This window comes from Streptomyces atratus (assembly GCF_040655115.1).
In the GTDB taxonomy this organism is placed as follows: domain Bacteria; phylum Actinomycetota; class Actinomycetes; order Streptomycetales; family Streptomycetaceae; genus Streptomyces; species Streptomyces atratus_D.
Genome location: NZ_JBFAJH010000016.1, coordinates 36,906 through 49,810, shown reverse-complemented (window position 1 = coordinate 49,810; position 12,905 = coordinate 36,906). Strand labels below are relative to the sequence as shown.

Sequence of the window (12,905 nt, the reverse complement as noted above, 5' to 3'; positions counted from 1 at the left end):
TGCCGGTCGGCCGGGACCACCCTCGACTGCCTTCGGCCGTACGACGACCGGGCACCGTTCGGCGGGTGAGCATCGTCGGCATGACCGGACCCTTCCGATACACCTCACCCGAACCGCCGAAGTCGGCGACCGGAGTGGTCGCCGATGTGTACGCACAGCTGGCCACCGACTTCGGCATCGACCGCGCCCCAACCTTTGTCGTCCTGTCCGCCGCGCCGCCCCTGCTGGCCGGCACCTGGGCCGTCCTGCGGGAGTCCCTGCTGGCCGGGCAGGCGTCGCGCACCGGAAAGGAGGTGGTGGCGGCCGGGGTGTCGCTCGCCAATCGGTGCCCGTTCTGCGTCACCGCGCACACCGTGCTCCTGCATGCCACCGGCGACCACGCCCTGGCCGAGACGATCGCCCGCGGCGACCAGCCCGAGGACCCCGGACACCGTCGACTGCTGACGTGGGGCAAGGACATGAGCACGCCGCAGCCGTTCCCGTCCGGGCAGGCACCGGAGTACATCGGGACGGCGCTCGCGCTCCACTTCATCAACCGCATCGTGTCGTCCCTGCTGACCGAGGACCTCCTGCCCGGGGGCGCCGAGAAGTACCGCCCGGTACGGAGCGTGGCGGGCCGCTCGCTGACCCGTACGGTCCGCCGCGAACTCGTCCCCGGCGGGAGCCTCGCCCTGCTGGAGACCGAGGGGGCGGCTCCCGAGTGGGCGGCGGACACCCCGATCGGCACCGCCTTCGGGGCGCTGCGAACGGCGGCGCACCTGGGTGGGGGGCTGCTCAGCGACGAGGACGCGGCGCTGGTACGGGCGTCGGTGGCGGCCTGGGACGGCATCGCACCGCTCCCCCTGCACGGCGAGGAGCTGCCGGACCGGGCGGAGCGGCCGGGAGCACGACTCACGCTGCTCGCGGCGCGTGCTCCGTACCGGATCACGGACGAGGACGTGGCGGCCTGGCTGGCGCCGCCGTTCACCGATCACTGTCTGATTCATCTGATCGCGTTCGGCGCGATCTGCGCCGTCGAGCGCATCGAGGCCACCCTGACCGCAAGGACCGAGGAGAACGCATGACCGTCGCCGACGCGTGGAACGGACCGATCGGCCTGCACTGGGCCGACCATCCCGACCGCTACAACGCCATGCTGGCAAACTTCGACGAGCCGCTGTTCGACGCCGCGGCGATCGGCCCGGATGACCGGGTCGTCGACATCGGCTGCGGCAGCGGGCTCTCGACCCGGATCGCAGCCCGGCGCGCCCCGCGAGGCCGGGTCACCGGCGTCGACGTCTCCGTTCCACTCGTCGACCGCGCCAGGGCTCTCACCGACCCTGCGGAATTCCCCTCCGTCTCCTACGAGTTGGGGGACGCACAGGTCCATCGGTTCGAGCCGGGCGGCTACGACGTGGCGATCAGCCGGGGCGGTGTGATGTTCTTCGCCGACCACATCGCGGCGTTCACCAATATCGCGCGTGCCCTGCGCCCCGGCGGCCGGCTGGCGTTCATCTGCCCGCAGCCCCCGTCGCCGGACGGCGAGGAGCGCAAGACGCTCGGGCTGCTGGCTTCGCTGCTGGGACAGGAGCACGCGGCGGAGAACGCCGTGGCGGTGGCCATGGCCTCGCTCTCGGACCCGGAGCACGTCCGCAAGGTGCTCGGCGCGGCGGGCTTCGAGGAGATCGGCATCGCCCCCGTGACGGCCACGACCTGCTGGGGGCGGGACGCGGCGGACGCGGTGGACTTCTTCGTCTCCCGTACGCCGGGACTCGCCGTCTCCGACACCACCCGGGCCTCGATGGCGGACACCCTGCTGCCGTACGAGACGGCGGAGGGCGTGCTGCTGAGGGCGGGGGTATGGGTGGTCGGCGCCCGCCGCCCGATCTGACCGGCGGCGCGTCAGGCGCCCGCGGAGGCCGGCGGCCGGTGCTCGTACCAGCGCTGATCGGCCTCCAGCTGGGCGGCGAGGGAGATCAGCAGCTCCTCGCTGCGGGAGGGGCCGAGCAGCTGGGCGCCGACGGGAAGCCCGTCGGCGGTGAAACCGGCCGGGACATTGATGCCCGGCCAGCCCAGCACATTCCACGGCCAGGCGTACGGACACGCCTCGGTGATCGCCACATCGGTACGCCAGGCACTCAGACCGTCGAATGTGCCGATCGGGGGTGGGGGCGCGGCGGTCGTCGGGGTGAGCAGTACGTCGAACCGGGCGCCCACCCGGGGCGTGTGGAAGAGCGCACCGATCCTGCGCTGCTGGCGCACCTCCCGGGCCCGGGCCGCCCGCACCACCCGGCCCCCGAGCCGGGTGCCGGTGCGCAGGGCGCTGCGCGTGCGCGGGTCGAGGAGGGCGGGATCGGGGTGCAGCGCGGCAAGTTCGGCGATGCCGGCCGTGGCACGGGGGACGAAGCCGAGACCGATCAGCCCGTAACGGGGCCTGGCCTCCTCGACCTGATGGCCGAGCCGGGCGAGCGCCTCGGCGAGTGCGATCACAGCCCGTCGTACGTCGGGATGGGGGGTGGTAGCGGTGAGAGTGAACGGGGGCTGCCACGCGAGGGCGATCCGCAGCCTGCCCGGGTCGCGGCCGGCGGCGGCAAAGGCCGCGACGGGCGGGGGCCGGTGCGGGTCGTCGGGGTGCGGTCCGGCGGCCACGTCGAGCAGCAGGGCGGCGTCGGCGACGGTGCGGGCCAGCGGTCCGTTGACGGTGAGGCCCTGGAAGGCGTCGTGGTGCGGGTGGACCGAGATCCGGCCGCGCTGCGGTTTGATGCCGACAAGATGGGTCCAGGCGGCGGGGATACGGACGGACCCGGCGCCGTCCGAGCCGAGGGCGGCGGGCACCAGCCCGGCGGCTACGGCCGCGGCCGAACCGCCGGACGAGCCCCCGGGGGTGTGGTCGGTGTTCCAGGGGTTACGGGTGGCACCGAAGGCGGGGCCTTCGGTGAAGGGCCACTGCCCGAGCTCGCAGGAGTTGGTCTTCCCGACGATCACGGCCCCGGCGGCGCGCAGCCGGCGGACGACCTCGCTGTCGGCGGTGGCCGCGGGCAGGTCGCCGCGGCAGCCGAAGTAGGTGGGCATTCCGGCGACGTCGGTGTCGTCCTTGACGGCGACCGGCACGCCGAGCAGGGGCAGCCGCTCCCCCGCGGCGAGGCGCCGGTCGGCTTCGGCGGCCTCGGCCAGCGCATCGGTGGCACGCAGGTGCCGGAAGGCGTTGAGGGTGCTCTGGCTCGCTTCGATGCGTTCGAGGGCGGCGGACACCTGCTGGATCGAGGTGGTCCGGCCGTCGGCCAGCTCGCGTGCGCTGTTCGCCAGTCCGGTCGACTCGGTGAACTCTGCTGAGGACATGGCCTGCCCGCCTCCCGGATTTCGACGCGTGCCCGCGTCTTCCGAATCTGTCCGCCCGAGCGAACTTACTGGAGGGTAACGAGTGGCGGGCGGTCCGCTCAACCGTTCGGCGGGGAGTGTCAGTCCCCCCTGCTAATTTCTCCGGGCTAATTTCTCCGGCAGGAGTGGACAGAACCGAACGGCTGGGGTGGGGTCCGTGGGACCAGAGTTCGCGGGAGAGTTCGAGACGCACCTGACGGTATGTCTCGACACCGCGGCCGGCGCCATGGATGCGAGTGCGCGCCTGGAACACTGGGCGGGCCGGATCGGACTGAAGCTCACCCGCATCGTCCTGGACCGCGGTTCCATGCCCGACCAGCCCATGCTGACCGAGACCGGACGCGGCACCCTCACCGAGCGGCGGGCCGCCGCCGTGCTCCGTTCGGCCGAACTGCGGGCGGCCGGCTTCCCCGTCATACGGGTGAAAATCGAGGCCGCCCCCTGGAACGCGGACATCCCGCAGACGGCGGACGAGGCTGCCGCTCTGTCCCGTGTCTGCCACTTCGAACACCACATCAAGCTGCTGCTGCCCGGGGAACCGAAGGTGGCCACGGCGCGGGCCGTGGCCGAACGGCACAGCGCGCACCTCTCGCGCAACGCCCGCCGTGCGACCCGGGAGGGGCGCCACGAGCGGTTCGTCACCCAGCGCTGCCGCGCGGTCGGCCGCCCGGAGGCCCGCGCCCGACTGAAAGCGCTCCTCGGTGCGCTCGCCACCGCCGGGCTGGAAGTGGCCGAGGTCGAGGAGGAGTTCGTGGTGCACGACGACCATCCAGCGGCGGACGCGGGCTGGATCGAGGAGCGGACCGAGGTGTCCGTATGAGCGGGGCCGGCCGCCCGGTGCCCGGCGAGCCGGCGTTCTCCGATCCGTCGCTCGCCCCGCGCTGGCGGGCCGCCCGGCGCAGCGTCCAGGACCATCTGCTCCGTGTGGTCGCCGAGTCGCCATGGGGCGACGGGCTGATCCTGCGCGGCAGTCTCCCGCTCCAGGCCTGGGTGGGCGCGGCCGCCCGTGAGCCGGGCGATCTGGACTGGATCGTGCTGGAGCCGTCGGCGGACCACTTCGTCGACCGCCTCGATCCCTGTCCGTACGTCGCCGGGATGGACGTCGTCCAGCAGTGGCCCGAGGCCGCGGACGGCGCGGCGGCACCCGACCTGTGGACGGACGACGAGTGCCTCGCCACCGGCGGCGCCCGGCCCGCGCTCGCGCCCGAGGGGCTGCGCTGGATCGACTCCGACGCCCTGGAACCCGGTCCCGCCCCCCAGGCCGAGGTCACCGCCGCGCTGAAGGCGGGTCCGCCGCCCCCGGGAGGCATCCGGATCGACCCGAGCGCGGTGACGGCGGACGGCGTGTGGATGTACCGGGCGTACGAGACGCCCGGCGTACGCGTCGTCGTTCCCTGGCAGGCGGACGGGCTGCCGCCGGGCGAGCTGCGGATGGACTTCGCCCAGAACGAGGCGCTACCGGACGCCCCCGTGTGGACGGCGTGCCCGCGCGGCGACGGCGGACCGCCGACACCGGTCCGGACCGCGAGTCCGGGGCTCTCGCTCGCCTGGAAGCTGCTGTGGCTCGCCGAGGACCGGCAGGCCGAGGGCCGTGCGACCGCGAAGGATCTGTACGACGCGGTGCTGCTGGCGGAGCATCCGCCGACCTGGTTGCCGCCCCGGCTGCTGCGTACGGTGCTCGGCCCGCACGCGTCCGGGTTCGGCCCGGAGACGGTGCGGAACTGGCGCGTGGACTGGTCGGCGTTCCACGCCGCCCACCCGTGGGTGGACGGCGATGCGGACGGGCTGCGGCAGCGGCTGGCGACGGCGCTCGCCGCCCTGCTGGAACGGACAGCTGCGCGGTGACGGGCCCGGTCGGCCGAGGACTGTCGCCACCACCGCGCTCACACTCGCCGGCTCCGGCGGGCTGCCCTACGGCCGGACGCTGATCTCGCCGATCCCGGTGCCGATGCCGATGCCCGCGCAGTGTGCGGTGGACTGGCCCGACCGTCCCGGGTTGAGGGTGCCCACTGCCACGCCGCCGCCGGCCGGCACGCTCGACATCAGCGTGCCGCTGAGCCGTTCCCAGCAGCCGATGTGACGCCGGACCGGCCGCTGAGCAGCACGTACAACAGCAGCGAGGAGGCCAGACCGACCGCCCAGCCGTAGTCCGCGAGCGGCTTCAGGAACGGGATCAGGCCGTCCTGCGGGAACGGGCCCTTGCCGGGGGCGGAATGGGAACCGCCGATGGCCAGGACGCCGCCGACCGCGAAGGCACCGACGGCGCGCCAGTTCCAGCCGTCCGTGTACCAGTAGCGGCCGCCGGGGCGGTAGAGGTCGGCGAGGTCGAGGACGGTGCGTCGGACGATCCAGTAGTCGGCGATCAGGATGCCGGCCACCGTGCCGAGCAGGCCGCCGACCAGACCGAGCCAGGTGAAGATGTACAGCTCCGGGGTCTCGGTGAGCTTCCACGGCATGATCAGCACGCCGACGACACCCGTGATCGGGTGTGGTAAGAATGGCAGTGCCGTAGTTGACGACGGTCTCCGCGGCGCCCTTCAGCCAGCCCTTAAAGCCGCCACCACCGCCGCCTCCTGTGCCGGTGCTGTTGGTGTGGGCCGTGCCGCCGCTGCCGGAGCCGACATTGGATCCGCGCACCCTGTCCCGGTTCTCGGCGGGCTTGTTGGTCCCGCCGCCGCTGTCGACGCCGTGGTTGTCAAAGGTGCCTTCCGCAATCCACAGGCCCGTGGGGTCGCTGGAGGTGACGGGGGTGTTGTTGGCGTAGGCGTAGCCGTTGAGGGAGTGCGGCTGGTTGAGGCTCAGAACGGGGTCGACGCTGAGGAACTGGCCGATGCCCGGGTCGTATTCGCGGGCGCCGACATGTGTCAGGCCCGTGGACTCGTCGGCCGGTTTGCCGAGGAATGCCTTGTCGTCGGGCCAGTTGGTCGCCTTCGTGCCTCGGGGAGCGCCGAATGGCGTGCTGTAGCGCTTCGTGAGCGCGTACGTCGTGGCGTCCAGGGCGATGCTGGAGGTGCCGTGGTGGTCGGCGGCGAGGAAGGCGAGCTTTGTGCCCGAGGTGCCCGAGGCCGCCGTGCGGACCGCGATGGTCTGGCCGCGTGCGGTGTAGTAGCGGGTGCCGCTGAGGGTTTTGGTGGTGCCCTTGACGGTGAGGCGGACTTCGGTGTCGCCGAGGTAGAGGATGGTGTCGCCGTCGCCGGTGGCGCGGCGGATGAGGAGATTGCCGTCGGCGTCGTAGAGGTAGTTGGTTTGCTTGGTGCCTTCGGTGAGGCCGGCGAGTTTGTTTTCGCTGTTGTAGGTGAGGGTTTGGGTGGCGATGGTGCCGGGGCGGTGTGTGGTGTTGCCGGTCTTGTCGTAGATGTAGGTGGTGCTCTTGGCGCCGGTGGTGTGGTCCAGGGGGTGGGGCTGGCCGTTGGTGGTTCCGTAGACGTAGTTGGTGTTCTGGTTGCCGGTGGCCAGGTTCTGTGTCTCAGTGTTGCGCTGTCCTGAGGCGGGGCAGTACTTCCGCGGCCGCATCGACGAAGTCGCCGCGGACGATCCCCAGCACGACCCGTTCCGGGCGCACGAGACGTGGTCGTTCAACTGCCATGCCAACCCGGGCGAGCTGGTGCACGTCGACATCAAAAAGCTCGGCAATATCCCCGACGGCGGCGGACACAAGACCCTCGGACGCCAGGCGGGCCGCAAGACCCGCTCCGGAGCCGGCTACAGCTACCTCCACAACGCCGTCGACGACCACTCCCGCCTCGCCTACAGCGAGATCCTCGCCGACGAGAAGAAGGAGACCGCCGTCGGATTCTGGACCCGCGCCCACACCTTCTTCGCCCAGGCCGGGATCACCGTCGAACGGGTCCTGACCGACAACGGCTCCTGCTACAGATCACATCTATGGCGCAACTCCCTTGTTCAGCAGGGCATTTCACACAAGCGCACGCGGCCGTACCGGCCTCAGACCAACGGCAAGGTCGAGCGCTTCAACCGCACCCTCCTCGACGAATGGGCCTACGCGAGGCCCTACACATCCGAGACCGAACGACGCGACGCCTACCCACAGTGGCTCCACACCTACAATCACCACCGCGGACACACCGCGCTCAAGGGCCGACCACCCGCCAGCCGCGTCCCCAACCTCGCGGGTCAGTACACCTAGGGCGTCCGCGCTCCGGCCGCTCTTTCCTTCTCCGCCAGCGCGGCCAGGCGCTGGTAGCCGGCCCGGGTCAGCTCGCCGGGATCGACCTTGTCGTAGGCGTCATGCAGGGTCTTCTCGTCCGGGCACCGGATCCGCCCGGCCATCGGATCAAAAGGACAGCCGAGGTCAGCCAGGGTCTGCTGATCGCAGCGACGCGCCCACTCCCCGATCGTCACAAGAGAGTTGTGGCCAACGGTGGTCATCGCGCAGACTCCGATCGCCAGCAGCGTCGCGAGACGGTAGCGCACACCGCGCGGATCACGCATGTCGGGGACCTGGGCCAGGGCCGGCAGCAATCCGTCGGGGACGACTGTTCTCGCGTCAGCCTGCGCAGGTGTCAGGCAGGGCGCGTACGTGGGCGTGAGGGACGCGCGAGAAGGTGGAGCGACGAGCACGGCGTCCTTGCAGATCGTGAAGCCTGAAGAACTCCGTGATCCACAAGCGCCGTGCTCGCTTCACGCCAGGGCACCACCGGTGATCACTGGATCAAACCGGATCTCCCGGGAACAACCCGGGGCCCTGGGTCAGCACAGCCGAGCGGATCGTGGAACGCTACTCGGCCCGCTGGACCATCGAGACCGCGTTCCACGACGCCCGCCAGACCCTCGGCGTCGGCGCACGCTGGCGCACTGCCGCGAGGAGACGCTTTGAGCGTCGCCATGACGCTACGTCACGTTGGCGGGCCATGTACGCTTTCACGGGTTCGCACTCTGGCGCGTGTTCTCACGGAGTGCACGTCCACGGGGTGCTGCGGGTGTCCGGCGGACATGCTGGGCCGGATGGAGACGGACGGGGAAGCAAATGGCGGTTTCGCCCGTTCGATGATCGCTTTGCTCTTAGGTGGCCTCATGATCCCTGAGTTCGTTTCTTCGTTGCGTGCTGTTGTCGGCGCAGACCACCTGCTGTGGCTGCCGGGGGTAAACGCGGTCGTGCGGGACGGGTTCGGGCGGGTGCTGCTGCACCGCCGGTCTGACTCTGGTCGGTGGTCGCTGCTGAGCGGCATCCTGGAGCCGGGCGAAGACCCGGCCGCCGGGGTGGTGCGTGAAGTGGAGGAGGAGACCGGTGTCCGGGTGGTGGTGGAGCGGCTGGCGGCGGTGACCGTATCGCCGAGGGTGCGGCATCCCAACGGTGACCTGGCTCAGTACCTGGAGCTGGTCTTCGTGTGCCGCCCGACCGGAGCTGATCAGGTAGCCCGGGTGGCGGACGACGAGTCGTTGGAGGTCGGCTGGTTCGCCCCGGACGCTATGCCGCCGCTGCGGGAGAGCGTCCGAGAGCGTATCGCGCTGGCCCTGGCGGACCAGCCGCTGGCCTGGTTCAGCCCAGCGCCGTGACCGTGTGCCGCACGACCTCGAACGCCTCGGCCGCCTCGCATCCGATCTGCGCGCCGCGCAGCTGCGCGGCGGCCCACAGCGCCTTGGCTGAGCGGGTGTGCGGCCAAGGCCTCAGCTCCGACGAGTAAACCTTGAGGGCCTCTTCCTTCACGATGAGGGCCTGGGGGGTCAGCGATTGGAACCAGGTGGGTCGGAACGGGGTTCCGGTACCCCACTCGGTCGCGGAGCGGACCTCCCAAGCCAGGACGGTGTTCACGGGGCAGCCGGGCTGCGGCCGGGTGGCGGCCGCGGTGGCTTCGGCGGTGATGCGGTGGTCCAGGGAGAGGTCGGCGGGGCTGTGGGTGTAGACGATGTGGGGTTGCCAGCGGCGGACGGCGTCCTCGACGGTCTGGGTGATCCTCAGCCGGGGGACAGTGTCGAATCCGTTGTCGGGGAAGTCGGCTATCTCGGCCTCGGCGCCGTAGAGGGCGGCGACCCGGCGGACGCAGTCGGTGCGATGGGTGCGGACCGCGTCCCTGTTCTGGTCGGGGCGGCTGGTGGCGCCGGCGCTGAGGACCAAGACGTGCACCCGGTCTCCGGCGTGGACGTGTTCGGCCAGAGTGCCGCCGGCGCCGAGGACCTCGTCGTCGGCATGGGCGGCGACGGCCAGGACGTTTCGCGAGGTGGGGTCCATGGAACTCCTGTATGCAGAAGGTCGGATCGAGCGGTTCGCGCGGTCGTTGAGACGACCGGCCCGACCGGTCACTCCAGGCCAGGCAGGGCAAGGCGGTGCGCGGCGATCACGCGCGGCTTTCGAGGAAGGCGATCAGCTCGGGGGTGACCCGGGCAGCGGCGGCGGCGCCTGACATGCTCTCGGCCAGCTGCTGGCGGGTGCGCGGGCCGATGACGGGGACCGCATGGACGGGACTGGCTGCGCGCAGGTACGCCAAGGCGAGTCCGTGCGGGGTCATCGCCAGCATCCTGGCGGCGTGGTGGAGCCGGGTGCGGCGCGCCTGCCCGACGGGGGTGTCGTAGGTGGTGGCGTGGTGGCCCGCGTGTCGGCCGCTGTGCCGGGCGGCGAGGAACCCAGCGGCAAGCGTCCGATAGGGCGTGACGGTCATGCCGTGTCGGGCGGCCAGGTCAAGGTGTGCGGCGTCCGCCTCGACCAGCCAGGGCTCGTCGGGCGAGTCCGCGCGAGGGGCGAGGCTCCACAGCGGCGCGGTGACCTGAGGGGCGGCGAGCCCCGCCTGGTGGGCGTGGGAGATCCAGGCGTTCAGACGGGCGGTGGTCCAGTTGGAGGCGCCGACCCGGTCAGCCAGGCCCTCGCGTACGGCGCGGTCAGCCGCGTCGGCGATCTCGTCCAGCGGCACGCGGGGGTCGTCGCGGTGCAGCAGCAGTGTGAACACCGTCCCGAGGCAGTCGGCGCTGCGACGGGCCTGTCCGAGGATCGTCTCGGGGCGAAGGTCGCCGCGGTCGGGGTGGGCGGGGTTCAGGCCGGCCTTGGTGATGACGTGCACGCCTGAGGCGCCTGTGGTGCTCAGCCAGGTGGCGATCAGCCCTTCGGCGTGGAAAGCGCCGTCGGCGGCCCCGTAGGTGGGGGCGGTGTCGAGGAGCCGGCCACCGTGCTCGTGGTAGGCGTCCAGGAGTTCGTGGGCGCGGCCGGCGGGCAGGGCGGGGGTGCCCAACTCGGCCGTCCCCAGTGCCGCTGGCCCGCTGTCCGCGTCCAGCGGCGCCGAGGCGGCGGACGGGGGCCCGGGTGTGGAGCTCATGGGCGGGCTCCGATGGGCTTCGTCCAGACGCCGGTCCGGCCGCGGGCGGTGGCGGCCAGGGCCCGGTCCAGCGGACGGAGGCTCACCGGTCCGTAGACGGAGTTGAACAGACGCATGTCGGCGGCGAACGAGCGGATCTCGTTGGGCCGGGGCGCGGTGTGAGTGATGGTGCCGGCGCCGGTGGCGCGGATTATCGTGTCTGCGAGCGCGCGGATGGAGACCGATCGCCCGGAGCCGCAGTTGACGACCGGCAGTAACTGCGGGCTGTCCAGGATGCGGGAGAGCATCGTGATGGCGTCGTCGATGTAGGTCAGGTCCCGGGCCTGGCTGCCGTCGCCCTCCACCGTCAAGGGCCGGTTCTGGGCGACGGCGTCGAGGAAAGCGGGGACCACGGCGTCCGGGTCCTCAGTGGGGCCGAAGGTGTTGAACAAGCGGACGATGCCAATCTGGCGCTCCGCCTGCACCAGCGGTCGGTAGATGTCGGCCAGGTGCTCGGTGGCCGCCTTGCTGGCGGCATACGGGGAGCGGGGTGCGCGCGCAGCGGTCTCGGCGAGCGCGCCGATCTGCTGGCCGTAGACCTCGCAGCTGGAGGCCAGCAGCAGGCGTCGGGCGCGGGAGGCGGCGAAGGTGTGGATCAGGTGCCGGTCGACGGTGATGTTGTGTTCGAAGCCGCCGACCTCGAACGAGCGGGGCACGGACTTGTGCGCGGCCAGGTGGACGACGGTGTCGATGCCCTCCATGTCGGCCGGGGTCAGCGAGCGGACGTCGCGGACCTGCAAGCGGTCCGGTCGCGGGCGAGGGGAGACGACCGAGAGGTCGTCCAGGGCGGTGACGGTGTGCCCGGCATCGCGCAGGGTTCCGGTGAGGGCGGAGCCGATGAAACCAGCCGCGCCCGTGATCAGCAGGTGCACAGGAAGTCCTCTCATGGCTCATACGTATCAAGGGACTGGCCCGGACGGCCAGGACCAGGTCTCCCGCGTCACAGCCAGCGCCGACGCCTCATCGGTTACCGGTGACCCGGTCTCGGTCGGCTCCGCCGAAAGGCCGAGCATGTAGAGACCGGCCTCGCCTGCGACGCAGAGTCGGGAGTCGGTCAGCCAGGTACAGGCTTGCACCGGTTGCTCGACTCTCAGCACGTTGGTGCATGTGCCGGTACGCGCTTCCCAGATCCGCACGGTGCCGTTGGTACTTGTTGCGGACACCCAGCGATCGTCCGGGGAGATGGCGCATCCCCAGATCGGGCCGTCGTCACCGGTCAGGGTCGTGCGCAGGGCTCCGGTGGTGAGATCCCAGATCCGCACGGTTCGGTCGAAGCTCGCGGATGCCAGCCAGCTGCCGTCCTTTGAGAACGCGCAGTAGTTGACCCGTGCGGTGTGGCCGGCGAGCACGGCGACTTGCATGCCCGTGGCCACATCCCAGATCCGCACGAGTCGGTCGGCCCCCACTGAGGCCACCCGCTTCCCGTCCGGGGCGACGGCGCAGCCGAAGAGGTCTCCGAGATCGCCGGCGAGGACGGTGCGCAGCTCGCCGGTCGCCGCGTCCCAGATGCGCAGGGTGGCGTCCAGGCTGGCTGACACCAGCCAGCTGCTGTCGGGCGCGACGGCGCACCGAGTCACTGCTGCGGTATGGCCGGTCAACGTGGCACGTGGCGTCTGCGAGCGCTCGTCCCACAACTGCACCAGTCCGTCCGCTCCTCCGGAGACGAAGTACGTGCCGTCCGGTGCGCAGGCGCAGCATTCCGCCCAGCCTGTGTGGCCATGGCGGGCGGGGCCGGCCGATCCGGTTGCGACGTCCCAGACGGACACGGTGCCGTCCGTGTTGGCGGAGATGACATGAGTGCCGTCCCGTGGCGCCGCGCATTCTCGGGCCGGTGTGACCGGCATGCGGGGCGGTTCGACCGGCGTGCCGTGGCGCTGCTCCTGCCCGCTTCCTCCGGGGCTGCCCTGCTCCCGGTGCCAAACTCGGACCATGCCGTCCGAGCCGACGGCGGCAAGCCAGGTGCCGTCCGGCGCCACCGCGCAGCTGTTGGCTCCGCCGGTGTCCCCGTGGAGGGTGGCGTCGAGGTTGCCGTTGGTCGTGTCCCAGACGCAGACGGCCCGGTCGGCTCCGGCGGAGACAAGCCAGCTGCCGTCCGGGGCGATGGCACAGCCGTTCACCCAGTCGGAGTGGCCGGCCAAGGTCATACGCTCAGCGGCAGCTGCGACGTCCCAGATGCGGACAGCACCATCCGTCCCGGTGGAGGCCAGCCAGCTGCCGTCCGGGGCGACCGCGCAGCCGGTCACC

Annotated in this window: 12 protein-coding genes and 3 pseudogenes; 6 read left to right on the top strand and 9 right to left on the bottom strand. The window is 71.6% G+C overall.

From position 1 onward, the window contains the following. The first annotated feature begins 80 nt into the window (after positions 1-80). Both AB0I23_RS19400 and AB0I23_RS19395 read left to right on the top strand, forming a co-directional pair. Positions 81-1,064, top strand: coding sequence for a carboxymuconolactone decarboxylase family protein (locus AB0I23_RS19400; RefSeq protein ID WP_359110713.1), 984 nt, complete (start codon positions 81-83; stop codon positions 1,062-1,064). Beyond that, the gene (locus AB0I23_RS19395) at positions 1,061-1,870 is read left to right on the top strand and encodes a class I SAM-dependent methyltransferase (RefSeq protein ID WP_359110712.1); all 810 of its coding nucleotides are present in this window, start codon (positions 1,061-1,063) and stop codon (positions 1,868-1,870) included. Before AB0I23_RS19400 ends, AB0I23_RS19395 begins: the two co-directional genes overlap by 4 nt. Positions 1,871-1,881: 11 nt before the next feature. Here AB0I23_RS19395 and AB0I23_RS19390 read toward each other — a convergent pair whose 3' ends face one another. Then, a complete protein-coding gene (locus AB0I23_RS19390) occupies positions 1,882-3,318 on the bottom strand; it encodes an amidase (RefSeq protein WP_359110710.1) in 1,437 nt (478 codons plus the stop codon). 196 nt (positions 3,319-3,514) lie between these two features. On the opposite strand from AB0I23_RS19390, the gene AB0I23_RS19385 reads away from it, so the two are divergent. Both AB0I23_RS19385 and AB0I23_RS19380 read left to right on the top strand, forming a co-directional pair. After that, positions 3,515-4,177, top strand: coding sequence for a hypothetical protein (locus AB0I23_RS19385; RefSeq protein ID WP_359110708.1), 663 nt, complete (start codon positions 3,515-3,517; stop codon positions 4,175-4,177). Beyond that, positions 4,174-5,202, top strand: a complete 1,029-nt coding sequence (locus AB0I23_RS19380) for a nucleotidyl transferase AbiEii/AbiGii toxin family protein (RefSeq protein WP_359110707.1) — start codon at positions 4,174-4,176, stop codon at positions 5,200-5,202. The genes AB0I23_RS19385 and AB0I23_RS19380 overlap by 4 nt, the downstream gene beginning before the upstream one ends. Positions 5,203-5,268: 66 nt before the next feature. Here the strand turns inward: AB0I23_RS19380 and AB0I23_RS19375 are convergent, their stop codons facing one another. The 3 genes and pseudogenes from AB0I23_RS19375 to AB0I23_RS19365 form a co-directional block, all read right to left on the bottom strand. After that, positions 5,269-5,400: a hypothetical protein gene (locus tag AB0I23_RS19375; RefSeq protein WP_359110850.1), complete on the bottom strand. Its 132-nt coding sequence runs from the start codon at positions 5,398-5,400 to the stop codon at positions 5,269-5,271. After that, positions 5,400-5,840: pseudogene (locus tag AB0I23_RS19370) on the bottom strand (cytosine permease); the annotation flags it as partial. The pseudogene AB0I23_RS19370 and the gene AB0I23_RS19375, both read right to left, overlap by 1 nt. 237 nt (positions 5,841-6,077) lie before the next feature. Then, positions 6,078-6,843, bottom strand: a pseudogene (locus AB0I23_RS19365) (RHS repeat-associated core domain-containing protein); the annotation flags it as partial. Between the two features lie 97 nt (positions 6,844-6,940). Here AB0I23_RS19365 and AB0I23_RS19360 point away from each other — a divergent pair. After that, a pseudogene (locus tag AB0I23_RS19360) lies at positions 6,941-7,504 on the top strand (IS481 family transposase); the annotation flags it as partial. Here the strand turns inward: AB0I23_RS19360 and AB0I23_RS19355 are convergent. Next, positions 7,501-7,938, bottom strand: a complete 438-nt coding sequence (locus tag AB0I23_RS19355) for a transposase family protein (RefSeq protein ID WP_359110705.1) — start codon at positions 7,936-7,938, stop codon at positions 7,501-7,503. The pseudogene AB0I23_RS19360 and the gene AB0I23_RS19355 overlap by 4 nt on opposite strands. A 453-nt stretch (positions 7,939-8,391) precedes the next feature. Here AB0I23_RS19355 and AB0I23_RS19350 point away from each other — a divergent pair, with 453 nt between their 5' ends. Then, entirely contained in the window at positions 8,392-8,874 is a 483-nt protein-coding gene (locus AB0I23_RS19350; RefSeq protein ID WP_359110838.1) for an NUDIX hydrolase, read from the top strand. Here AB0I23_RS19350 and AB0I23_RS19345 read toward each other — a convergent pair. The 4 genes from AB0I23_RS19345 to AB0I23_RS19330 all read right to left on the bottom strand — a co-directional run. Beyond that, the gene (locus AB0I23_RS19345) at positions 8,858-9,547 is read right to left on the bottom strand and encodes a PIG-L deacetylase family protein (RefSeq protein ID WP_359110703.1); all 690 of its coding nucleotides are present in this window, start codon (positions 9,545-9,547) and stop codon (positions 8,858-8,860) included. The genes AB0I23_RS19350 and AB0I23_RS19345 overlap by 17 nt on opposite strands. Positions 9,548-9,653: 106 nt before the next feature. Continuing rightward, a complete protein-coding gene (locus tag AB0I23_RS19340; protein WP_359110701.1) occupies positions 9,654-10,622 on the bottom strand; it encodes an aldo/keto reductase in 969 nt (322 codons plus the stop codon). Beyond that, positions 10,619-11,548 (bottom strand): NAD-dependent epimerase/dehydratase family protein, encoded by a 930-nt coding sequence (locus AB0I23_RS19335; RefSeq protein WP_359110699.1) that lies wholly within the window; start codon positions 11,546-11,548, stop codon positions 10,619-10,621. The genes AB0I23_RS19340 and AB0I23_RS19335 overlap by 4 nt, the downstream gene beginning before the upstream one ends. Before the next feature lie 12 nt (positions 11,549-11,560). Then, a partial coding sequence (locus AB0I23_RS19330) for a WD40 repeat domain-containing protein (RefSeq protein ID WP_359110697.1) occupies positions 11,561-12,905 on the bottom strand: 1,345 nt, incomplete at its 5' end.

Bases quoted from the DNA above. Each gene is read 5' to 3' on its own strand.
- AB0I23_RS19395 (WP_359110712.1), top strand. From the start codon at position 1,061: ATGACCGTCGCCGACGCGTGGAACGGACCGATCGGCCTGCACTGGGCC.
- AB0I23_RS19345 (WP_359110703.1), bottom strand. From the start codon at position 9,547: ATGGACCCCACCTCGCGAAACGTCCTGGCCGTCGCCGCCCATGCCGAC.
- AB0I23_RS19340 (WP_359110701.1), bottom strand. From the start codon at position 10,622: ATGAGCTCCACACCCGGGCCCCCGTCCGCCGCCTCGGCGCCGCTGGAC.
- AB0I23_RS19380 (WP_359110707.1), top strand. From the start codon at position 4,174: ATGAGCGGGGCCGGCCGCCCGGTGCCCGGCGAGCCGGCGTTCTCCGAT.
- AB0I23_RS19350 (WP_359110838.1), top strand. From the start codon at position 8,392: ATGATCCCTGAGTTCGTTTCTTCGTTGCGTGCTGTTGTCGGCGCAGAC.
- AB0I23_RS19390 (WP_359110710.1), bottom strand. From the start codon at position 3,318: ATGTCCTCAGCAGAGTTCACCGAGTCGACCGGACTGGCGAACAGCGCA.
- AB0I23_RS19400 (WP_359110713.1), top strand. From the start codon at position 81: ATGACCGGACCCTTCCGATACACCTCACCCGAACCGCCGAAGTCGGCG.
- AB0I23_RS19375 (WP_359110850.1), bottom strand. From the start codon at position 5,400: ATGTCGAGCGTGCCGGCCGGCGGCGGCGTGGCAGTGGGCACCCTCAAC.
- AB0I23_RS19335 (WP_359110699.1), bottom strand. From the start codon at position 11,548: ATGAGAGGACTTCCTGTGCACCTGCTGATCACGGGCGCGGCTGGTTTC.